General features: G+C 42.6%; 19 protein-coding genes. 5 read left to right on the top strand and 14 right to left on the bottom strand.

Annotation, left to right across the window (positions count from 1 at the left end; translation table 11 throughout):
• Positions 1-218 precede the first annotated feature (218 nt).
• Entirely contained in the window at positions 219-1,754 is a 1,536-nt protein-coding gene (gene purF, locus B2575_RS12610) for an amidophosphoribosyltransferase (protein WP_296242435.1), read from the top strand.
• 275 nt (positions 1,755-2,029) lie between these two features.
• Here purF and B2575_RS12605 read toward each other — a convergent pair whose 3' ends face one another.
• From B2575_RS12605 to yajC, 6 genes are all read right to left on the bottom strand, one after another.
• Complete coding sequence (locus tag B2575_RS12605; protein ID WP_045452206.1) at positions 2,030-2,395, bottom strand: AzlD domain-containing protein; 366 nt, start codon at positions 2,393-2,395, stop codon at positions 2,030-2,032.
• Positions 2,385-3,116: an AzlC family ABC transporter permease gene (locus B2575_RS12600; RefSeq protein ID WP_296242433.1), complete on the bottom strand. Its 732-nt coding sequence runs from the start codon at positions 3,114-3,116 to the stop codon at positions 2,385-2,387. Before B2575_RS12600 ends, B2575_RS12605 begins: the two co-directional genes overlap by 11 nt.
• Before the next feature lie 142 nt (positions 3,117-3,258).
• The gene (locus B2575_RS12595; protein WP_414707441.1) at positions 3,259-4,680 is read right to left on the bottom strand and encodes an MATE family efflux transporter; all 1,422 of its coding nucleotides are present in this window, start codon (positions 4,678-4,680) and stop codon (positions 3,259-3,261) included.
• 313 nt (positions 4,681-4,993) lie between these two features.
• Positions 4,994-6,247 (bottom strand): protein translocase subunit SecF, encoded by a 1,254-nt coding sequence (secF, locus tag B2575_RS12590; RefSeq protein WP_296242431.1) that lies wholly within the window; start codon positions 6,245-6,247, stop codon positions 4,994-4,996.
• 9 nt (positions 6,248-6,256) lie between these two features.
• Positions 6,257-8,134, bottom strand: a complete 1,878-nt coding sequence (gene secD, locus B2575_RS12585) for a protein translocase subunit SecD (RefSeq protein ID WP_296242429.1) — start codon at positions 8,132-8,134, stop codon at positions 6,257-6,259.
• 408 nt (positions 8,135-8,542) lie between these two features.
• A complete protein-coding gene (gene yajC, locus B2575_RS12580; RefSeq protein WP_045446152.1) occupies positions 8,543-8,872 on the bottom strand; it encodes a preprotein translocase subunit YajC in 330 nt (109 codons plus the stop codon).
• A 552-nt stretch (positions 8,873-9,424) separates the two neighbouring features.
• On the opposite strand from yajC, the gene B2575_RS12575 reads away from it, so the two are divergent.
• The 3 genes from B2575_RS12575 (at position 9,425) to B2575_RS12565 (ending at position 15,021) form a co-directional block, all read left to right on the top strand.
• Positions 9,425-10,708, top strand: coding sequence for a CNNM domain-containing protein (locus B2575_RS12575; RefSeq protein ID WP_296242462.1), 1,284 nt, complete (start codon positions 9,425-9,427; stop codon positions 10,706-10,708).
• Between the two features lie 468 nt (positions 10,709-11,176).
• Positions 11,177-11,671: a nuclear transport factor 2 family protein gene (locus tag B2575_RS12570; protein WP_060490899.1), complete on the top strand. Its 495-nt coding sequence runs from the start codon at positions 11,177-11,179 to the stop codon at positions 11,669-11,671.
• 350 nt (positions 11,672-12,021) lie between these two features.
• Positions 12,022-15,021: a LysM peptidoglycan-binding domain-containing protein gene (locus B2575_RS12565; protein WP_198330995.1), complete on the top strand. Its 3,000-nt coding sequence runs from the start codon at positions 12,022-12,024 to the stop codon at positions 15,019-15,021.
• A gap of 138 nt (positions 15,022-15,159) precedes the next feature.
• Here B2575_RS12565 and B2575_RS12560 read toward each other — a convergent pair whose 3' ends face one another.
• Together B2575_RS12560 and B2575_RS12555 are read right to left on the bottom strand one after the other, a co-directional pair.
• A complete protein-coding gene (locus B2575_RS12560) occupies positions 15,160-16,368 on the bottom strand; it encodes a transglycosylase SLT domain-containing protein (protein ID WP_296242426.1) in 1,209 nt (402 codons plus the stop codon).
• 1,054 nt (positions 16,369-17,422) lie between these two features.
• Positions 17,423-18,256: a Nif3-like dinuclear metal center hexameric protein gene (locus B2575_RS12555; protein WP_296242424.1), complete on the bottom strand. Its 834-nt coding sequence runs from the start codon at positions 18,254-18,256 to the stop codon at positions 17,423-17,425.
• 317 nt (positions 18,257-18,573) lie between these two features.
• Between B2575_RS12555 and B2575_RS12550 the strand changes: the two genes are divergently transcribed.
• Positions 18,574-19,902, top strand: a complete 1,329-nt coding sequence (locus B2575_RS12550; protein ID WP_045452213.1) for a S1C family serine protease — start codon at positions 18,574-18,576, stop codon at positions 19,900-19,902.
• Between the two features lie 126 nt (positions 19,903-20,028).
• Here the strand turns inward: B2575_RS12550 and yfaE are convergent, their stop codons facing one another.
• From yfaE to B2575_RS12520, 6 genes are all read right to left on the bottom strand, one after another.
• Positions 20,029-20,295, bottom strand: a complete 267-nt coding sequence (gene yfaE, locus B2575_RS12545) for a class I ribonucleotide reductase maintenance protein YfaE (protein WP_045446158.1) — start codon at positions 20,293-20,295, stop codon at positions 20,029-20,031.
• Positions 20,296-20,347: 52 nt separating this feature from the next.
• Entirely contained in the window at positions 20,348-21,481 is a 1,134-nt protein-coding gene (nrdB, locus tag B2575_RS12540) for a class Ia ribonucleoside-diphosphate reductase subunit beta (protein ID WP_296242420.1), read from the bottom strand.
• A 72-nt stretch (positions 21,482-21,553) separates the two neighbouring features.
• On the bottom strand, positions 21,554-21,937 hold the full coding sequence (locus B2575_RS12535; RefSeq protein WP_296242418.1) for a hypothetical protein: 384 nt from the start codon (positions 21,935-21,937) through the stop codon (positions 21,554-21,556).
• 36 nt (positions 21,938-21,973) lie between these two features.
• Positions 21,974-22,261, bottom strand: a complete 288-nt coding sequence (locus B2575_RS12530) for a type II toxin-antitoxin system RelE family toxin (RefSeq protein WP_193007955.1) — start codon at positions 22,259-22,261, stop codon at positions 21,974-21,976.
• On the bottom strand, positions 22,251-22,502 hold the full coding sequence (locus tag B2575_RS12525; protein WP_296242417.1) for a type II toxin-antitoxin system Phd/YefM family antitoxin: 252 nt from the start codon (positions 22,500-22,502) through the stop codon (positions 22,251-22,253). The genes B2575_RS12530 and B2575_RS12525 overlap by 11 nt, the downstream gene beginning before the upstream one ends.
• Before the next feature lie 79 nt (positions 22,503-22,581).
• A complete protein-coding gene (locus B2575_RS12520) occupies positions 22,582-22,809 on the bottom strand; it encodes a hypothetical protein (RefSeq protein WP_296242416.1) in 228 nt (75 codons plus the stop codon).
• Between the last annotated feature and the right edge of the window lie 13 nt (positions 22,810-22,822).

Genomic DNA, 22,822 nt, shown 5'->3' with positions numbered 1-22,822 from the left:
GTTATCCTTGATAAAAAACTATTTGATCGCATCTAGAGACCACAAATGCCAATAAATAGTGCATTTTGCTAATAGTCAAAAGATAAATATTCGTTAAATTCTGAACAACAATCATCAGGTCGTCGGTGAGTAACAGTACGCATTTTTGATAATCTACTGTTAGCAGTCTTGCCACTATTGTAGTACTAATTAATGAGTCAAAATAGGATATAGCTATTATGTGTGGAGTCATTGGAGTTGCAGCTCACGAACCAGTCAATCAGATTCTTTATGACGGTTTGACGATGCTACAGCATCGTGGGCAAGATGCAGCAGGTATTGTCACTTTGCAAGATGGACGACTCTATCTACGTAAAGAAAATGGCATGGTGCGTGACGTATTTATGAATCGTCATATGATGAAATTGGTTGGTAAGTTTGGTATTGGTCATGTGCGTTATCCAACAGCAGGCACGTCAAGCAGTGCCGAAGCTCAACCATTTTATGTCAACTCACCTTATGGTATTACCCTTGCACACAATGGTAACTTGACCAATGCTGAGAGTTTAGCCAAGTCTTTATACATCGAAGATCGCCGACATCTTAATACCGATTCAGATTCAGAAGTATTGCTAAACGTACTTGCCCATGAAATGCAAAACTTGGGTAAAACCAAAGCAACGCCTGCTGATATTTTTGAAGCAGTCACGGCTGTATATGGTCGCGTCGAAGGCGCTTATGGTGTGGTCGCTTTGATTACTGGTCATGGTTTGCTCGCATTTCGTGATCCAAACGGTATTCGTCCGCTTATTTTCGGTAAGCGCATGGCACCGAATGGCGGCACCGAGTACATGGTTGCCTCAGAGTCAGTTGCACTGACAGGATCAGGATTTAGTATTATCCGTGATGTCAAACCTGGCGAAGCCATATTCATTGATTTAGATCATAAATTACATACCCATCAGTGTGTTAAGCAGCAAGAATACACGCCTTGTATCTTTGAATATGTGTATTTTGCCCGTCCAGATTCTATCATGGATAACATCTCAGTTTACAAAGCACGCTTACGTATGGGTGAAAAGCTGGCTGATAAAATCCTTGCTGAATGGGGTGAAGATCACGATATCGATGTGGTGATTCCTATTCCGGATACCTCGCGTACGTCAGCGATGGAGCTGGCACTAAAAATGAATATTAAGTACCGTGAAGGGTTTATGAAAAACCGCTATATCGGTCGTACCTTTATCATGCCAGGTCAACAACAACGTAAAAAATCAGTTCGTCAAAAACTCAGCGCCGTACCACTTGAGTTCAAAGGTAAAAACGTACTGTTGGTTGATGATTCTATCGTTCGTGGTACCACTTGCCATGAAATCATCCAAATGGCACGCGATGCTGGCGCGAATAAAGTATTTTTTGCTAGCGCCGCGCCACCAGTTAAATATCCAAATGTCTATGGTATCGATATGCCAGTACGCAGTGAGCTTATTGCCTCAGGTCATACGGTAGAAGAAGTACGCGATATCATCGGTGCTGATAGATTGATTTTCCAAGATTTGGACGACTTGATTGATGCAGTAAAAGATACCAAGTACAGCAAAGTTGAAGGTTTTGATTGTGCCGTATTTAATGGTTGCTACATCACTGGGCAGATCAATGAAGCGTATCTTGAGCATCTACAAGAGCAACGCAATGACACTGCTAAGACAGGCAAAAAAGGCGTACAGATAGTGGCTGATACCCCAGTTGATATGATGGGCGTCGAAGAGCTTTAAGCTATCAATTTCTTAAAAGTATCAGTTTTTTGCAGCACTGTTAGAAAGTAAAAGGCTGGATTCTCATAAGAATCCAGCCTTTTTTTATTTTAAATATAGTTCAATTACAGGGTTTAAAATTATTCATATGAACTATAGTCAGAGCACTTTTAAACCGCTACGGTGTTACCCGCCCTAGATGTACTCAGTGTACTATCTGTGGTCGGTCGCCTTGTAGCGATTCTAAAATTCCTTGACTATAGAAGCTGTTACCCATTCACATATTTATCAATTTTCTAGTATCCACTTAAAAAATTAGTAAATACCCATAGCAAGCCATTAATGGCGGCGATGCCAACGACCATACTGACCAATAATTGACGGCTGATATGATAAACGAACAACACCAAAATAAGGGCACCAATTTGTGCCATCAATAAATGCAGTTCAGCGTTATTTAGCCCAGTCGTTGCTGATAAATTTTGATAAGAAAGGCTGGTTAAAATAAGCAATACCATGACTGATAGTGGCAAGCTCTCATTGAGTCGATGCAGCCAAGGTGTGTCTAACAACTTTCTGGGTATTAAGGCGGGTAGCGCGCGGGTGATAAAGGTCACGGCGGCCATCGCAAAAGTTGCAAAAATAAGGTAACTACTGGTCATTGTTGGCTCCCGTTATATTACGCTGCGTCCAAAACCCACGAGCTAAAATCAATAGCATACAAATGGTGATTGCCACCAATAATAACCAATTGCTAGTAAATAAGGAGGCCACCGCTAAAGAAATGACAGCAATAGCAATCGGGAAATAACGTTTGATACTTTGGAACTGCTCATAAGCTAAGATCGCAAACAGACAGACTAAGGCAAAATCCAAATGTGGTACCAAATCGCTCAGAGTACTGCCGATCATGATACCAATAGTGCTCGCTAGTACCCACCAGCTTTGATTAAATAAGCTCAATGGTAGTATCAACGCTTGTCTTGACTCATTGGGTAAACTGGTCATAACAGAGAAAGTTTCATCAGTCAGGGCAAATAGGCAATAGGTTTTGGCAAGCTTATGTTCTGGTAGGTATTGCAATAATGGCATACCATAAAATACATGACGTAAATTAATAGCGGCAATATTGGTTGCGATGCTACCAATCGGTAAACCAGCGCTCAGCATCGGCAAACAAGCATATTGAGCGGCGCCCGCATACAGTACAACACTCAGCATAATCGTTGCCCATACAGGGATACCGGCAACTTGTGCCAGCACACCAAAGGCGATACCCGCAGGTAAATAGCCCATCGCCACAGGTAGGCTTTTTTTGAACCCCGCTGCCCAGTCGTAGCTGGTCTCATGCTGTTGATGTAATTCTTTTGAATGAGTAGTCACATGACATCCTAATTTTTGCTGTTTTTTGGTTATTATTAATATTTTTCTGAAAGATTAATGTTAGAAAACTGGTTTTAAAATGAAGACAAGCCCGAGTAGTAGCAAAAGTATCCTAGCAAGAACATACTTGATCTAAAGAACATTACACAGTCGGCTGGAGCTTTTCATAGCTGGCTGTTTGATGAGCCCGGTACAAGAAGCCACCCAAAATAATCAGCCGAAGTAATAACAAACACCACACGCTTAGCCAAATACCAGTCATATCCCACTGTTGGTAGAGCACCCAGCTGAGTGGAAAAAAGATAGCGGCGAGTATCAAAGCTGCGTTACGAATCACATTACCGGCAGTTAAGCCAAAAAATATACCATCTAGCCAATAGGCACCAACGCCAACGAGAGGTAGTAATACCGCACAAAGGTGGTACTCATATGCCAGCGTAAAAACGGAATCGATATTTGTCATGAATTGCAAATATGTTGGCATTGCCAGCCACCATATTGCACTTAACATTATCGCTAGGCCATAACTGACGATACCGGTGCGCTTGACGATAATACGAAAACGTGGCCAATCCCGTCGTCCTGCTGCTTGACCGCTTAACGTCTCAGCCGATACCGCCACGCCATCAAGAGCAAAGGCTGAGATACTTAATACTTGAAGCAAAATAGCATTGGCGGCTAGGATGACGTCACCACTTTGAGCCGACAAGCGGGTAATCCAAGCGAAACTCAACGTCAAGATCAGAGTACGGATAAAAATATCTTTATTTAATGAAAATAGCCTAAGCATTTTTTCTTTAGAAAAATGTTGCTTGTCGGCAGTGAATAAGGCTTGCCAAGATATTTGCAAATGCTGACGGCTGAGCCACAACGCTAATATCACGCCCAGCCAAAAGGCAATAGTGGTTCCTAACGCCACCCCAACCAAGCCCATCTGCATCCCGTAGACAAAAAACAAGGTCAGAACGATATTCAGCATGGCGATAAAGCCTTGCTGGTAAAGCATGTAGCGAGTCTTACCTTGACCAGCAAACCAACCAATAAAGGCAAAGTTCATTAGCTCAGCGATGACGCCCCAAAAGCGTACATCCAAATAAGTCTTTGCCGCTTGCCCACTGTCGGGGTTGGCAGATAGAGCTTGCAAGCCAAAATCTATCAACCAAGGTTTTGCCAGTAACAGAATGGCGCCAATAATAAATGCTAATAACAAGGCACGTTGCAAGATTGATAGTAGGGGTGATGGGGTTGGGGTTAACAACTTTGTGGTATGAGTAGAATTATCAACATGATTGAGCGATTGTCCTAGCGCTTGAGCCGATAGCCCAGACGAGGCATATTGTAAAAAGTTAAAACTCACGAGCAATAAAGACAATAATTGTATCGCCAAGCCCATCCCGGCAAGTTTAGCCGTGTCATTCATATTACCCACGATCGCGGTATCGATGACGCTTTGTAGTGGCATTGCTAGGTTGGCTAATAAAACGGGCAACGCAATAGCAATGATACGTGTATAGCGAGTATCAATCGGTGGCATAGCACTAGGTGGCGAGGTGGTCATTGACATTTTTGGCTCGTTTATCGATGAAAAACAAGAAGGACAGAGTTAATGTCATTAACGCTATGACATTACCGTATAGTCAATTCACTATAAAGGCATTACGGCATTAACCTTACTTGAAGTATGACTTATATATTTGTACTTTGTTGCCTTGACTCTGTTTTAAATGGAGTTAGCTCTAGCAAGTGTGATATTCAAGGCAAAAATAGCTACAAAGACAAAAGCACCTAGACTCATTATTCACGAGTCAGGTGCTTTTTTTGATGCTTGCTTAAATACTATCTTAGCTAGCGATTAGCTTTAGAAAGTATAAAATTTATTAAGCATTGTCTTGTTCAAACATTTTTGGATCATTGAAAGTGACAATTTCTTCTTCAAACTCAGGTTTTACTTTCACAATAAAGTCATCGCGTGATAGACCCATACGTAATGGAATCGAGCTTGCAATATACGTTGATGAGTAAGTACCGGCAAGCAGACCAATGAAGAGCGCTACTGAGAACCAGAACAGTCCATCGCCGCCTAAGAATAGCATGGCAAGTACAACCAGTAAAACAGTGGAAATGGTCATAATGGTACGGCGCAACGTTTCGGTCAAAGACAGGTCAACGGTCTGGCGAGGTGTGATACCACGGACACGACGAAAATTCTCACGAATACGGTCATACACAACAATTGTATCATTGATAGAATAACCAACCAGTGCCAAGACGGCCGCCAAGACGGTTAAGTCGAAAGGAAAGCCAAATAAGGCAAAAACACCAATGGTCACGATAGCATCATGAAACAGCGATAATACCGCACCAAGAGCGAGTTTAAATTGGAAACGTAAGGCAACATAGCCCAACATACAGACCAATGCTAATACCAGTGACATGACTGAGTTTAGATAAATTTCATTACCAACTTGGCTGCCAATAATATTAACGTTACTGATTTCAACATTATTATTAGGCAGGGTTAATGCTTTAGTCAGGCTACTATTTAGGCCGTCTACGTTATCAGACTGTGGTGGCAAGCGTACGAGGAGTTCTTCTCGCGTACCAAGATACTGTACCACGGCATCATCAAAGCCATTATCGGCCAATGCTTGTACGACTTCAACTTGCTCAACAGGCTGCTCGTAACGCACATCTGCGGACACACCACCCGTAAAATCAAGTCCTAAGTTTAGACCGTTTACTGCAATTGCAATGATACTACCAATAACCATCAATAGAGATAAAAGTGCCATTGGCTTTTCTATCTTCATAAACGGAATAATACGCTGGTTGCCAACGGCTTTGATACCGCCTTCAGCGATTGCAGCAGCGTCATCAGCGGCATCACCCGATTCTATCTCAGGATTGGCTGACAGTGCTTGACTGCCTTTACCCGCATCCTTACCACTGCTCAGAGCTTTGTCTTTTTTTGATTTAGCGGTAGTTGGGTTATTGGCTTTGGTATTACTACCTTTCCCATCACGGCGTGGTTTTTTACGGCGGTGTGTGCTTGCCTCAACATTTGAGCCACTTGAACCATCTCGATCTGGATTATTCTGCTGTTCTAAAGGATTGTTCTTATCAATCGTCATAATGTTCTCCTAACCGATGCTCAAACGTTTGATAGATTTACGCTTACCATAAGCAATCTGTACCAGCGCACGTGTCACCATAATAGCGGTAAATAGTGAGCTGACAATACCAATAGCCAATGTAACCGCAAAGCCTTTAATCGGACCCGTGCCAATTGCAAATAGAATAAAAGCAATCAATAGGGTGGTGATGTTGGCATCGAAAATACTACTAAAGGCTCGATCAAAACCTGCCACGATGGCGGATTTGGGCCGTACCCCGTTTGCTAGCTCTTCACGTATTCGCTCAAAGATCAGTACATTGGCATCGACGGCCATACCGATGGTCAAAACGATACCAGCAATACCAGGCAAGGTAAGTGAAGAGCCTAAGATTGACATAATAGCAATGATGATAATAACGTTCACGGCCAGCGCCACGTTGGCAATCACGCCAAATAGACGATAGAAGATAATCATAAACGCAAACACTAATAGATAACCGACTTGCGTAGAGAATAGACCTTTATCAATATTGTCTTGACCTAATGATGGGCCAATAGTGCGTTCTTCTACAAAGTACATCGGTGCGGCAAGTGCGCCTGAGCGTAGCAGTAGTGCAAGCTCGGCAGCTTCCGCGCTACTATCTAGCCCAGTAATACGGAAAGAGGAGCCAAGGACCGCTTGAATATTGGCACGGTTAATGACTTTGGTTTCAGCATAAGGCGTTCTAACTTCGCCAGTTTCGCCAGTTTCTGGATCTTCTTCGTAAGTGATTCTTTGCTTGTTTTCGATGAACAATACAGCCATCTGTTTGCCAACGGCGGTACGAGTGGCATTTTGCATGAGCTTACCACCAGCACTATCTAAAGTAATGCTGACTTCAGGAGAGCCGCTTTCATCCACACCAGTTTGAGCATTAGTGACTTTATCACCCGTGACAATCGCTTGACGTTCAAGCAGTACCGGCGGACCATCAAGCGTCTCAAACGGGAAAGCTTCGGTACCCGCTGGAGGGATGCCGCCCGTATAGTTTTCGCTGTCTTCAGCAACCATACGGAACTCAAGGTTTGCAGTGCGCCCTAAGACACGTTTTGCCTCAGCAGTATCTTGTACACCAGGAAGCTCGACGACGATACGGCTAGCACCTTGAGACTGTACTAAAGCTTCAGTCACACCAAGTTCAGCAATACGATTGCGAAGGGTGGTCAAGTTCTGATTAACCGCATAGCTATTGATTTCATCAAGCGTTGCATCATTGTACGCTAAAATCAGCGCAGGACCTTGCTCATCAATAGAGGATTGCAAGCTAAACGTATTGCCCATTGAGCCTTGCAGAACATTCTGTGCACGGTTACGAGCATCTGTATCAGCGAAATGTAATACCACACTTCGATCTTCTGTCTTAATGCCTTTGATCGCAATTCGCTCAGCACGTAGCTCGCGACGCATGTCACGACTGGCACTGGTCAAACGCTGTTCAAGCGCCTTGTCCATATCGACTTCTAGTACAAAACGTACACCGCCACGTAAATCAAGGCCGAGCTTCATCGGTTTTGCCCCGATATCACGTAGCCACTGCGGCGTCGTTTGCGCCAAGTTAAGCGCGACGACATAGTCTTCGCCCAAGTTTTGACGCAGTACTTCCTGAGCTTTGAGCTGATCGACTGGATTGTCAAGACGTACCAGTGCACTGTTGCCCTCAAACGTTCCATCGTGGTTATTGATGCCAGCCTCTTCAAGCAAGCTTTGAGACTCAGTCAAGATACCTTCAGACAGCTGTGTACCTGCAGCGGCGCTTGTAATTTGCACGGCAGGTTCATCAGGATAGAGGTTAGGAGCAGCATATAGACCGGCAATGATTAGCACGACGGCAATAAGTAAGTATTTCCAAGCGGGATATTGCATAATCACTTCTTTAGGTTGATAAACGACTGGCGACGTAGGCCACAAGTTAGCAGATGGGAAGTTAGCGATAGCAATGGTTGAGTGCTGTATCTAGCAGTCGTCATCATGCACCATTGCGATCATCCGCGATGATAGTAAAACAGTAGAGCAAATAATACAGACGTATCTTTATATAGTCATCAAAAATATATAGTCAGCAAAATATCACTGATAAAATCAATAAAGACAGCATGGTCAAAAGCATAAACATAAATTGTCTATACTCTATGAGACTGTTTTTACATCATTGCTCTATAGCGAAAAATGACCGTAAATAAGGTACGGTCATTCTTTGGCACTGTATTAATAACTATATTTATTAATGACAGATTAGTAATCATTAATAAAACGCGACTAATATTTCAATCATTAAACGCTTTCGATTGTGCCAGCAGGTAACACTGAAATAACAGAAGCACGTTGTACTTTGACATCAGTATTATTGTTTAGGCTGACCACAGCATAGTCACCTTCAATGGCTTTGATGCGACCCATCAAACCACCAGCAAAAATGATTTCGCTACCGACAGTCAATGCATTGACCATGGCACGATGTTCTTTGGTGCGCTTAGACTGTGGACGAATCACTAAGAAGTAAAAAATCGCAAAAAAAGCAACAGGCAATAGTATTTGACTAAATAGTGACATCGCACCAGCAGCTTCTGGTGCAGCATGGGCAGCTTGAATAAATAACAACATAATTTCTCTCAGTAAGTCATAGATAATAATAAAATTAAACGCATAGTAACAAAAAATCCCAGACTTGGTAACTGTTAATCATAGGCTGAGTATGTTTTTCTTAAGGTAATGGCATGCTAGCGGTCATTACTTTTTGCGGCGATATTTTTGCCACCTCATATAAGTGACGCCAAAACGCTGAGAGTATAACAAAATTCAAGCAGCGAATGGATGCTAGGTAGTAGTAGCGTAGCAAAAGGTATGGTCAAGGATACCAAAAAACAAAGACTTAACAATAGCGTCTTATTGTGAAATGGCATCATCAATGCTACTATCAAATGGCAATAATTCCCTGCATTTAGCACACGGTTTATTAGTATATAATAGATCCTATTATCTGCTGCTAAATCAGTTTTGAGCAGCGAGTTACCATCGTTTTAGCAGATAACTAATAGCTAATTAATCATGTCTGTTTTGTTGTTAGCCTTTAACGATTTAGTATCGTTTGCTCATTATATTATTATCCCTTTTACTTTTTTTCTGTTTAGGTTACCTAACTTGTTTACCACTTTTATGTCTGTACCTCGTTTGTGTCGTCCGCGCGCTTGTAAAGAAGCGTCTGCTAAACCTCCTCCGACATCACGCTATTCAAAGCGTCTTCGTCGTACCAATTCAATTGCTGGGTTATCAGCGCTGACGGCGATGCTGCTATTGCCATATCCAGCTTTTGCCGCTGATGCTTTAGCAGAGCCTACCGCGATCAGTGTGCTATTACTCATACTTTTTGTGGTTGTCGCCATCGGTATCTCGTTTGTCTGTTCATTGGCTGAGTCTGCATTACTGAGCATGACGCCGTCTTATATCGCTGATGTTCAAGAAAGCAATCCGAAAAAAGCAAATATGCTAAGACGCTTAAAGGTTGATAACATCGATCAGTCATTAGCGGCTATTTTGACTTTGAATACAGTGGCTCATACATTAGGTTCTATCGGTGCTGGTGCCCAAGCTACGATTGTGTTTGGTAGTGCATGGTTTGGACTGTTTTCTGCCATTATGACCTTGGCGATTTTGTTTTTATCTGAAATTATTCCAAAAACGCTTGGGACACTGTACTGGCGTCAACTAAGCGGTATGGTCGCTTATTTCGTTCGAGGCATTATTCTGCTGTTGTATCCACTTATTTGGATATCAGAAAAGTTAACCAAATTGCTAGTACGTGGCAAAGAACCCCAAGCATTCAGTCGTCGTGAATTTGCGGCACTTGCCAGTATCGGTGAAGAGTCAGGACAGATTGACCCATTAGAATCGCGCATTATTCGCAATTTGCTGGCATTTGGTGCGATTAAAGTCGAAGATATCATGACCCCGCGTTCGGTGATGCTGGCGTTTGAAGAAAACAAAACAGTCGCTGAATTGTTGGTCGATCGCCCAAAATTGACGTTTTCACGACTGCCAATTTATGATGGTGACTTAGATAACATCACAGGTTTTGTATTAAAAACAGACATGTTATTAGCCAAAGTAAATCATGCGATGCACAAGCCATTGACTCAGTTTAAACGTGACATTACTTTTGTTTTTTCAAAAATGAAACTGTTTGATTTGTTAGAGCTGATGCTAAAAAACCGTATTCATATTGCGATTACAGTCGGTGAGTATGGCGAAGTCAAAGGTTTGGTTACTTTAGAAGATGTGTTTGAGACGCTATTGGGACTTGAGATTGTGGATGAAATAGACCGCGTCGAAGATATGCAAGCCCTGGCTCGACAAATGATGGACAGACGAGTAGAGCGATTGGGTATGAAGCTTAGTGATGATGAACAACAATACGAAGATAATAGTACGGACGCTAAGTAAGCTTCAGTTTGGCTTATTAAATTGAGATTAGATTGACAGAAAGCGAATCAAAACTGGAGCAAAAACTGAGTCGTGTACTGCGTAAGCGGCTCAGTTAATATATCTTGTATTTATTACAGCGATGGGCAGTGACTCATATTTTCAGAAATAATTGTGCCATATGGTTGGTATTTTAGTATTCGCAATAATTACACAGGGTGTCACATAGCTGTGAGAATTGAATGATAGTCTCACTCTATGGTAAAAGTACGCTGTCATCATTAATAAGTAGGTGATGATTAAATTAAACAGATATTTTTTACAAGTAAAACGAAAACGAAAACGAAAACGAAGAGGGCACATGCTAACCAGTGCTCGCTTCATTTATTATGATGTTAATGAGTAATAAGCGACTACTATATTTAATCAATAAAAAACGTTAGTCATCAAAAGATGGCAACAACGATAACAGCATTGCTAAGGATTATGATGAAACGATTATGGGGAAAAGGGCTTTTGGCATTATTGCTAAAAAGTGCCAGCGTGGCGGCGGTAGTGACCGTTGTAAGTACTGTGAGTATCAGTGCGCAAGCGGCAGCCATGACCGAAGCTTTGGTGCAGAACTATATAGCAGCAATGAAGTCATCAGCGAATAGCCAAAATGTCAATCAGGTCGCCCGTCTTGTATCTGACGATGCACTGATTTCATTATCTAGAAAAGGTAAGTCTACCAGTTTAGATAAAGATGCTTATTTGAAGTTGTTGCAAAATAGTTGGAATAATACCTCTAATTATCGTTATGATATTTCTGTGGATAATATCGTTATTACGGGCGATCAGGCCAAAGCCAATGTAACGACCAATGAGAGCTGGGTAAAAGATGGTAAAAATGTCTCATTTGTCACCACTTCAAGAGTGACGCTGACGTTATCGACTGGTAATGCGGTGCTGCTACGTGCCGTATCACAAGTAACGATTAATTAATCGTTACTCGACCAATAACTCAGTACTAGCTAGTCAGCAATTAGGCATTATCAACAATTAGGTGTTAATTGATCAGCATTGATTAAGAAGCGTATTGATCAGTGGGTAATCAAAAAACATAGTGCATTAATTAGGCTCTTCGAAAGCTAAGTATTCCATCATAAATAGCCATACAGATTCACAATGTTGAATAATTAAATGATTGATTGCATTTCGTGAGAGGTCTAAAAATTAACTCAACTTATGATGATTATCTTTTTATATTAGACTGGTCTTTGCTTCACATTGCATACTATACTAGCAAGCAACTTTATCTTATCACTTTCTGTCGTTAGGAAACTTCCAATATCATGTCTACTGTGCTATCAAAATCTCGCTCATTTATTGCGTTGCCATTGACGCTTGCGGTATCAACTCTACTTATCAGTGCTTGTAGCAATACGTCAGCGGTAAAAAAGGGTGCGACCAATAGCTCATCTATTATTACTAAACGTCCAGCTACTAAAGCGCCTGCAGCAAGCAGCAGTACGGACTATTCAACGGCATATTTAGATGCAGATAGTTTGGATGAGTTAGCCGATTTACTCGAAGCCACTGACATGACTATGGTGGAAGGCAACAAACTTGCTATTCAGCAGTATGGTGATTTATGGAGTCGCTTACGTGCTGGCTATCGTATGAATGGCGGTCAGCCGACTTATAATCAGCGTATTGAAGGGCAAAAAAGCTGGTTTACCAGTCGACAAGACTATTTAAACCGTTTAACTGCACGTGCCAGTCGCTATATCTATCACACTGTACGAGAAGCTGAGCGTCGTAATATCCCGACAGAGCTTGCTTTGTTACCTGTCATTGAGAGCTCTTATGATCCAAGTGGTACCAGTAGTGCGGCAGCAGCAGGCTTATGGCAGTTCATTCCAAGTACGGGTCGTATTTATGGTTTGAATCAAAGCAGTACCTATGATGGTCGCCGTGATGTTATCGAATCAACTCGCGCCGCTTATGACTTTTTGACCGCACTACATAACCAGTTTGGCAGTTGGGAGTTAGCATTAGCCGCTTATAATGCCGGTCCTGGTCGCGTGCAAAAGGCCATCGATGCTAATAGAGCTCAGGGTTTACCGACAGATTATTGGTCTCTGAGATTGCCTACTGAAACGATGAACTACGTGCCGCGTTTCTTGGCGGTAGCAGAAATTGTTGCCAAGCCTGAGCAATATGGTGTCTACTTGCCAGCCATCGCCAACCGTCAGCATTTCCGTAGTGTGCCAGTGAATTATGGCGTGAGCTTAGCTGAAGTTGCGCAAATGACAGGCGTGAGCTACGATGAATTAGAAAGGTTAAATACGGCCTTAACGTCAGGGCGTGTTGATTCTTCTGGTCCCCAGCGTATTATTATTCCTAATGATGTGAGTCTTAATACCGATGTTAAATTGAGCTCATTGAGAGGCAATGGTACGGGCAATATACTGGCATCGAGTAATACAAGCATACCAAGTAGCACGACCACGACGCCAAGCTATAATAACAAACCCTATACTGGCTCCTCATTACCATCGACAGGTAGCGCCTTGGCTGATTATGCTGCAAGCGCTAGTGTGCCGCAGCAAACGACCAGTTATATATCACCGTCAGCCACACCTACTAGCAGCTCTGTCTACAGTAATAATGCCTCGGTGCGGACTGAGCCACCATTGAGCACGGCAGAAACCAACAAGATCAATGCTGAGCTAAAAAGCAGCAACAGTTTACCGACCACCTCTGCTCAAATTACACAGAATAATACGATTGTTCAAGAACCACCACTGAGCAAAGAAGAGCGTGATTTTATTGCCAATCAAATTCGCAGTAACACGCCTGAAACCAATGTGATCAATGCTGATGGTAATATTAATTTATCCGCAGTACAGACACAGCAGTCTATTCTAGAAGCCAGTGGCGAAGAGAAAAAGCTTAGCTTTGCAAAAACATCAGTAAGCAAGCCAAAACCCCAAGGTGCACGTACCACTTATACTGTCAAGCGTGGCGATACCTTATCTAATATTGCCAGCCGTGCGGGTGTCAGTTGGCGCGATATTGCTGAATGGAATCAAATAGATGCCAGCTCTAAGCTGTTATCAGGCAGTACTTTATACTTATACAATGCAAAAACCATCGAACCGTTGAGCACAGCTAACAATACCGCAGCAAGCCAACCAGAGAGCTATGTAGTACAAAGTGGCGATACGCTGATTGGTACTGCTAACCGCTTTGGTCTATCGGTGACTCAGTTGGCAACCTACAATAATTTGAGTAGTAGAGCGGATCTACTACGCGGTCAGAAGCTATGGCTGATACCAGGTAAGGTAACTGCGCCAGTGACCACACCTGCCGCTCCCTCGACCAAGCCAAGTAAGTCAACTACGGCTACTAAGAACTATAAAGTAAAAGCTGGCGATGGCTTGATTGCTCTCGCACGTCAGTTCAATGTTTCAACTGATACACTTGCCAGCCTCAACAATATGAGCACTACAAGCTCACTATATGTTGGTCAAACGCTAAAAGTACCTGCAAGTGTCGATTTCGATGCAGCAAACACCTCAAGCTCTAGTAGCCGTAACAGTAGCTCAAGTTCGGTAGCAACCACCAATTACAAAGTAAAATCTGGCGATACTTTGATTGGCATTGCCAATAGCGTGGGTATCAGTCCAGCTGAGCTTGCGGCGGTGAATAGCAACTTTGATGCAAAAGCACGCTTACAACGTGGTCAAACCATCAAAGTACCCGTGTCTAAAGAATTGGTTGATCGTCAGCTAAATGATAAAACTGTCAGTTATAAAGTAAAATCTGGCGATACGTTAACAGGCGTGGCTCAACGTTATAATATCGGTCTTAGTGACTTGGCAACAGCGAACAACCTGAAAACCAACTCTAATTTGATACTCGGTCGTACGATTACGATTCCTGCCAGTGGTAGCGTTGTAGCGACCTCTAGTAGCAATAATCAAAGCAGTAGTTCGGCTAGTAGCACTGCCGCGACTAGCACAGCGAGCAGTGGCAAAAAATTGGGCAACACCGAGAGCTATAAAGTTAAATCCGGTGATGGCTTGATTGCTTTGGCACGTCAATTTGGTGTTTCGATAGACGATTTGGCTGCCACCAACGATCTCGCGACCAATGCCCAATTACAGCGTGGACAAACGCTTAAAGTACCAAAGCTCACAGTGAGCTACACCGTTGGGTCAGGAGACAGTTTGATTGGCTTAGCACGTAAATATGGCGTCTCTACGCAAGAATTGGCTGAAATGAATAATATCGCGGCGGATACGATGCTACAGCGTGGTCAGCGCTTGACCGTGCCTAATCGTTAACAGTAAGTGGCTTAGTGAAATAATAGCCAAGTAGATACGATTAAGACAGATCATTCTGCACAAAAAGCTGCTCTTTATAAGAGCAGCTTTTTTTATCTGTGACATTCAATTCTCAAAATATCTAATAATATTTATCAACTAGACGGTTTGAGTTTTAATAGTTTCAAGATAACTTCTAATATTGCTAACATAATGCATGGCTTGGCCATAACGACTATTGGCAGCTTTATTGTCAGCTAAGTACGCATAAACGTTCGCCCAGCTTTTATCATCAATACCTTGATCTCGCAGTTTACGCTGAATACTCTTTACTGCATTTGGTCCCATGTTGTAGCCAGCCAGCGCAAACCAAATACGATCTGTCTTTGGCACATCAGCAAAGTCATCTTTCATTTGCTCTAAATAACGCGCGCCGCCGCCGATACTTTGGTAGGGATCGACGCGATCTGAGACCCCCATTGCTTTGGCTGTATTATTGGTCAACATCATAAGCCCACGCACGCCCGTTGGCGATACGGCATTGGCATCAAGGTGTGATTCTTGGTAACCCATGGCCACCAATAATTCCCAATCATGATTATAATTGCGTGCTTGCTCTTCAAAAGACGATTGATAATCAGGCAGTTTTTCGGTCAACGTTTTTTGGAAATGATCTTGGCTATAGGCGTCTTTTAGCAAGTTTTGATTGTAAAAGGCAGCAAGTTTTTGTGTGTTTTTCAGCTTAATGCTGTCACATAAAAAGTAACTGGCTTTTTGTGATAATGGGTCACTGGATGAATTGAACGTCCAACTGACTTTTGGATGTAAACCATTCTTTGTTAAGCTGGCGTCATAGCCGCAACTGATATTGATAGACGATAAGTTAAACTTGCTCTTTAACTGTGTACTGGCTGTTGTCAATGCCATGTCTACCTCGCCTGACCTTAGCGCCTTTAGGGCAGTTTCTTCATTGGCATACGCTTTTAGGTCGATATCAACGCCAAGCTCGTCAGCATAAGTACGTACCAAATCAAAACCAAAGCCATGTTGAAAACCGTCAGTCGCAAAATAAGTGCTGTCACCGGGGACGGCAGCGATGGTTAACGTGCTTTCTAGCATGACGTTATCATAGGCTGGCACTGGCGCACGCATCGTCGTCAGACTCTCAGCAGGTAAAGAGAGAAGGGCGATACTAGAAACTTGCGCCAGCTTTTTGGTTCTAGAAAAACGACTCGATGTCGTCGGGGTAACGGATGAAACGATGTTACTTTTAGTGTTCGGTAGGCGTTTAGATGGACGCAGTAAATAAGAAATACGGCGTCTAGCCCCTTGCGCAGATACTTTCACACGATAAGTAATACGCTGCATGGATGTCTCCTGATTTTAGCCATCCTGCTTACCGTAAAACGCTTATGAATGTATGCTTATAAAGTAGTCATACATCGATGTTGCATTTTAGACAACCACGCACTTCTTAATAAGATAAGTGCGTCGTCATCTTGTTTAATAATAGTGCCGCTAATGAATTTTTATCAGATGTAGCGGTGCAGTTTTTAATTAGCTGGTTATCTACTGGCGTATTCAGTGTATCAGGTAAGAGGGCTAAAAAATCTCTCAAAATATCAATATAAAACATCGATATAAAGTATCAATACAAAATGATGAACGCACAACACCGCGAAGGATATAAATCGGATGATTCCTTCATCGATGCATAGATAGGGCTAAGAATAAAACAACTATATATTAAACATAGGTAAGGTCATGAACTAAGTTATTGAGACAAAACATAAAATGAGCGGGGTGCTTATGCACTCAGCTTTTCTATGCTGATATTAATGACCATGTCCTCTTTAAATCATTTGTAATAGAGTCAACAGTGATTAATTTTTTGTCCAGCAATAAGGGTAAGCAAGTCGCTATTTTCATTACTAATAAAAAAATGATAGAAAATTTACTACCAATCAGCGGTTGCTAACCCAGTATCGCGACACTTAAATCAAGACATACCATGCTGCTGAAAATATATCACGCACAGTGTGTCTATTAGTAAACCGTCCAAAACCTCGCTATCTATATGACCTCAATAGCTCTACAACATAGTAAGATTTTAGGCGGTTATACTCATTTAAGTACCATAACCGGAAGCTGTAATAAATGGGAAGCCTCATGACAAGACATTCTTTCTTCGGATATTAATATGCGGATATTCCTTGGATTATTCAAGTGTGGTTAAGAAATTAGCGATAAAACTTAACAATTAGGCTATAGACGGTTAAAAAGGCCCTTGTTATTGGTAAACTATTGAAAATTGAAGCCGCAAAAATTATGCATACTGGACAACCATACTGCTTATTATTAGCCTTGTTTTACGAAAATTATTCTAAATTTAGATAGCTATAAATAAAGTTGAGGGTATTGTTTAAGCAGGGTTATCAATATCTACGAAAGTTACTGGTATGCCAAATGTTTGAGAGACTATGTTGCCGAGTGCTTGAATACCGCCACGTTCTGTCGCGTGATGTCCACAAGCGAAATAATCAATGCCCAGCTCACGGGCAAGATGAGTGGTACGTTCTGATATTTCGCCAGAGATAAAGGCGTCACAGCCCATCAATGCAGCTTGTTCGATCATATCTTGTGCGCCGCCCGTACAAATGCCCACGTGTTCGATAATTCTGTTATTATCGATATGAGCGCTTGTACTATTCGGTGCGCTATAATTGGCAGAGATATGCAATGGCAATCGTCCTAGCGTCTGAGTAATGTGAGCAATGAGGCTTTGAGCATTCTGCGGGTTACAAGTGGCGATATTACCCACTGGATGCGACTCACTAGGGTATAAAGCGCCGATAACGGTCATGTTTAATGCGTCAGCCAACTTGGCATTATTACCAATGACAGGATGGGCATCGAGCGGCAGATGATAACCAATCAAAGAGATACCATGCTGCATAAGTTTACGGATACGCTGACCTTTCATGCCAGTGATGGGGGCAGGTTCGCCTTTCCAAAAATAACCATGATGCACCATAAGGGCGTCTGCATTATCAGCAATAGCCGCATCAATCAACGCCTCACAAGCCGTTACACCAGTGATGATACGTTTGATAGGTCGACCCCCATCTACTTGTAAACCATTAGGGGCATAATCTTTAAAAGCATCTGCTGATAAATAGTCATCACAGAATGTGGTCAGCGCTTGAACGGTAATGGCGGTATCTGAGTGCTCGGTTGAGATATTGTGTGTGGTCATGGTATTCCCTTATAATTGATTCAGTGGGGCAAGCATTTATAGCTAAGATATGGCCTTTGATAATGAGTATTTTAACATGTGGCTACAGTAGGATAGACAATCCTACTCACTGAAATGGTACACGATACGTTACAACTGGGTAGTATTGACGGTTATAATTTATACATGTAAGCGTGCCGTATAGATAGTGCATAAAAAAGTAGCTATACAGTGGGCTGTAAATGTTTGATAAATGCTGCTCAATGCGTCCTAATATCTACCATGCTTCTTACCTTATTTATCTTCGTCTGTTTGTATCAAATTTATAGAGGTTTTATATGTCGTCATCTCGGAACACCAGCAGCAAGGCGTCTGTATTAAAATGGTTACCTTGGGTTTTATTGCTAGTCGTGATTGCCGCATTTATTTGGTTGTTTGCGAGTATGAAGACGGCATCAGAGCAGGCATGGGAGCCGCCCAGAACCACACCTGCTGAGCAGCAAGCGTCAGCACCTGTTTCTGATACACCTGCAGCGATTTCTTCTTATCATAATGCGGTTGCTCGCGCCTCACGATCAGTCGTGAATATCTACACCACGCAAACGATGGCAGAGCATCCTTATATGAATGATCCTGTGTTGCGCCGCTTTTTTGAGTTCCATGGTGCACCGTCAGAAGAGCAGGGCAATACCAATTTAGGCTCTGGGGTGATTGTCTCAGAAGATGGCTATATCGTGACCAATGCCCATGTGATCGAAAAAGCCGATGAAATTACGGTCGCCTTTAATGATGGTCGTAAGAGCCGTGCTAGAATCGTTGGCACAGACCCAGACAGTGATTTGGCAGTGATTAAAGTAGATATGACCGGTTTGGCACCACTTGGTTTTCGTAAAGAACCTATCAGAGTTGGCGATGTTGCATTAGCGATTGGTAATCCGTTCGGTGTCGGTCAAACGGTAACGCAAGGGATTATCTCGGCGACAGGACGTACTGGGCTTGGGGTCAACAAGTTTGAAGACTTTATCCAGACCGATGCAGCGATTAACCCAGGTAATTCGGGCGGCGCACTCGTTGACGCTTTTGGTGAATTAATTGGTATTAATACGGCCATTTACTCACGCTCTGGCGGCTCTATGGGTATCGGTTTTGCTATTCCTACCGCCATCGTTGAGCAAGTGATGAATGCCATTATCAAAGATGGTAAGGTGAGCCGTGGTTGGTTGGGGATTGAGATACAGTCACAGTTACGTGACCCAACGCAGCTTGAAACCTCGACTGGGGTAGAAGTGCTTAATGTCGTTCCTAAGAGTCCTGCTGCTAAGAGTGGTCTGCGTATCGGCGATATTATTTTGACGATTGACGGCGTCGAGATGACGGATGCCAATACCTTGATTCAGTATGTCGCTCGTAAAGCACCGAATACCACACTGAATGCGCAAATATTACGTCGTGGTAAAAATGCCCAAGTCAAAATCCTGTTAGAAGAGCGTCCAGCGCAAGAGCCGATGGAACGTCCAGTCGTGATTCTTGATGAAAATGTTGGTGGTATAGAAGATCCAAATCTACAAGGTGAGAGACAAGACGTGCCGATGATGTCAGAAGCCGAGCGCGACCGTATGCGTGAAGAGCTGTTGCAGCTGTTTGAAAGAGATGGCGCGCCCTTATAAGGTCATTCTTCATCACATAAAGCTTAATCAAAATGGCTTGAACGACTTATAGACAGTAAAAAAGCACGTTATCTTCAAGATAACGCGCTTTTTGTTTCGAATTTTTTAGCACTATTTTGGTTGATATTACTCTATAGTAGGCTCGTGATTGATATAAATCACACCCTGTACACGGCAACAGCAGGGTAGGATCTCGTCTTCATCAATCATGGCAAGGGGTGCAAACGGATAGTCAATGACGTGTGAGCTGGCGATACGCTTTATTCGGCAACTGCCACAATAGCCTTCCTTACATTGATAATTGATATCATGTCCGGTGCGTAGCAATCCATCAAGCAAGCTTTCGTCATCATGCAAGTAAAATTGCTTTTTACTCGTCATTACCCAAGTCATAGTCTTATCCTGTTTGTTTCCCTAGCATTTTTCGCTGTCTTTTATACTGCCTCTAAAGCTCAAAATCATCAAAATCGCTGTCTGATAAATCTGAGTCAATTTGACCCACCAAGTATGAGCTGATTTCCGTCTCTTGCGGTGCCACTTGTACGTTATCAGAAGACAACCATGTGTTAATCCACGGGATTGGGTTTGATTTAGAAGTCGGGAATGCCACTGGTAAGCCAACCGCTTCCATACGTAAGTTGGTGATATATTCGATATATTGGCACAGAATGTCTTTATTGAGACCAATCATTGAGCCGTCTTTGAACAGATAGCCTGCCCATTCTTTTTCTTGCTCAGCCGCTTTACGGAATATCTCGATGCTTTCTTCGTAGCACTCTTTGGCAATGTCGACCATCTCTGGATCATCACGACCGATGCGCATGAGATTCAAGATATGCTGAGTACCCGTTAAATGTAGCGCTTCATCACGAGCAATCAATTTAATAATCTTGGCATTACCTTCCATCAGCTTACGCTCAGCAAAGGCAAAAGAGCAAGCGAATGACACATAAAAGCGAATGGCTTCTAAGACATTGACTGCCATCAAGCACAAGTAAAGCTGCTTTTTCAGCGATTTTAAATCAACGGTAATTTGCTTACCATTGATCGTATGCGTGCCTGCACCGTATAGGTTATATAGCGATGAGTTATAATACAAGTCATCGTAGTACTTGGCGATGTCGGCGGCGCGCTCTAGGATATGCTCGTTTTGCATGATGTCATCAAAGACGATAGCAGGGTCATTGATAATATTACGAATGATATGGGTATAGCTGCGCGAGTGAATGGTCTCAGAAAACGTCCACGTCTCAATCCATGTCTCAAGCTCAGGAATCGATACCAATGGCAATAGCACGACGTTTGGGCTACGACCTTGGATAGAGTCGAGCAGCGTTTGATACTTTAGGTTACTGATGAAGATATGCTGCTCATGTGAGGACAGATTGCCGTAGTCCATACGATCACGTGATACATCGACTTCTTCTGGACGCCAAAAGAACGATAGCTGCTTTTCAATCAATTGCTCAAAGATAGGGTGCTTTTGTTGATCGTAACGCGCCACGTTGACCGGATTACCAAAAAACATCGGCTCTGTTAGCGCATTGTTTGGCGTTTGGGAAAAAATCGAATAAGTCATGAGACTGCCTTTATCATTGATATGGTTATTAGGTTATAGGGTTTTGACTAGATTTGGTTTGATTGGATTATATTACAAGTGCTCTAAAGATATCTGTTCTGACGTCTGTCCATCATTCATATACGCTTTAAATATCTCACTCAGCTCACTATCGTCCAAACCTTCCAATTCATCGATCGCACTCTTACGCAGCGCACTCAAGCCATCATCATCTGATAGTTGCTGCATTTCTTTCTGTACGTCTTTTTTAGTCGTTCTCTTTACTGGTTTTTTCAATACTTTTGTGGTGACTTTCTTTAATGCTTCTGGTTTTGCTGCTGTACCTTCGTTTAATTGCTCACGGACGTCTGTGATGTTGACTTCCACTTGTACGATATGCGAGCCACCATCGTTTAGGTCTGAAAATACATTTGGGATAAACAAACCACCGTCTTTGATGATTGCAGTATAGTGCACATGACCTCCGTCGTTTTTATTTTTTGTGTGTTTCAATTATGGCTGGCGTGTCGCAAGCGCATCATATACTTTGTTATTTTCTCTTTTGCCGACTGCTAATACATAAACCACCACCACATCATCTTTTACGGTATATACCAGACGATAGCCTACGGTGCGTAATTTGATTTTATAAGTATCGGTATGTCCCGACAGTTTTGACGCAGGCACATGAGGATTGGACAATCGCTGCTGTAACTTTTTCTTAAACTGCTGCTGAATACTGGGCGCTAGCTTTTTCCATTCTTTTAACGCGAGAGGATGAAACTCAAGATTATAAGTCATCTAACGTAACCTTTATAGGTACTTGCCCGTCGTTCATTCGGGCACTAACCGTTTGGCTTAATGCCATATCGTCCATCGCTTCCATCATGCGCTCATACATATCTGTGGAAACTAAGTAAGCCACAGGTTTATTATGATTTAAAATAGCAATAGACTCACCGTCTGACTGTTTAATCAGTGCCGAAGGGTTATTTTTCAGCTCTGATATACTGGCTGTTTGTGTTGCAAATATTGGTTGCATGACTCATTCTCCGCTAATATTAAGCTCCAAATATAGGGTTAATTTTAGCACGAAAATAAGGTCTTAATTTTTATTGTATTTATTTTAAATATTTTGGGTAGCCAATCCCGTCTACCGCTTGTATCTGCCTAGCCGCTGGCGTGCAGTCTATCGTGTCTGGTCGCATTCCTGTTGCCTCGATAATACGTCCAGCCACAGCCTGCATCGCCATCAGCGTTGGCAGGATACCGCTATAGTCGGGGCTAAAAAGCTTCGCTGTAGCAAGGTTAGTCTTTCTAAATGAATTTTCCTTTTCGAGAGTATACATGGGGATAGTTCGT

It is taken from the genome of Psychrobacter sp. UBA6739 (assembly GCF_002453835.1).
In the GTDB taxonomy this organism is placed as follows: domain Bacteria; phylum Pseudomonadota; class Gammaproteobacteria; order Pseudomonadales; family Moraxellaceae; genus Psychrobacter; species Psychrobacter immobilis_A.
This window is presented reverse-complemented; position numbering and strand designations above follow the sequence as displayed.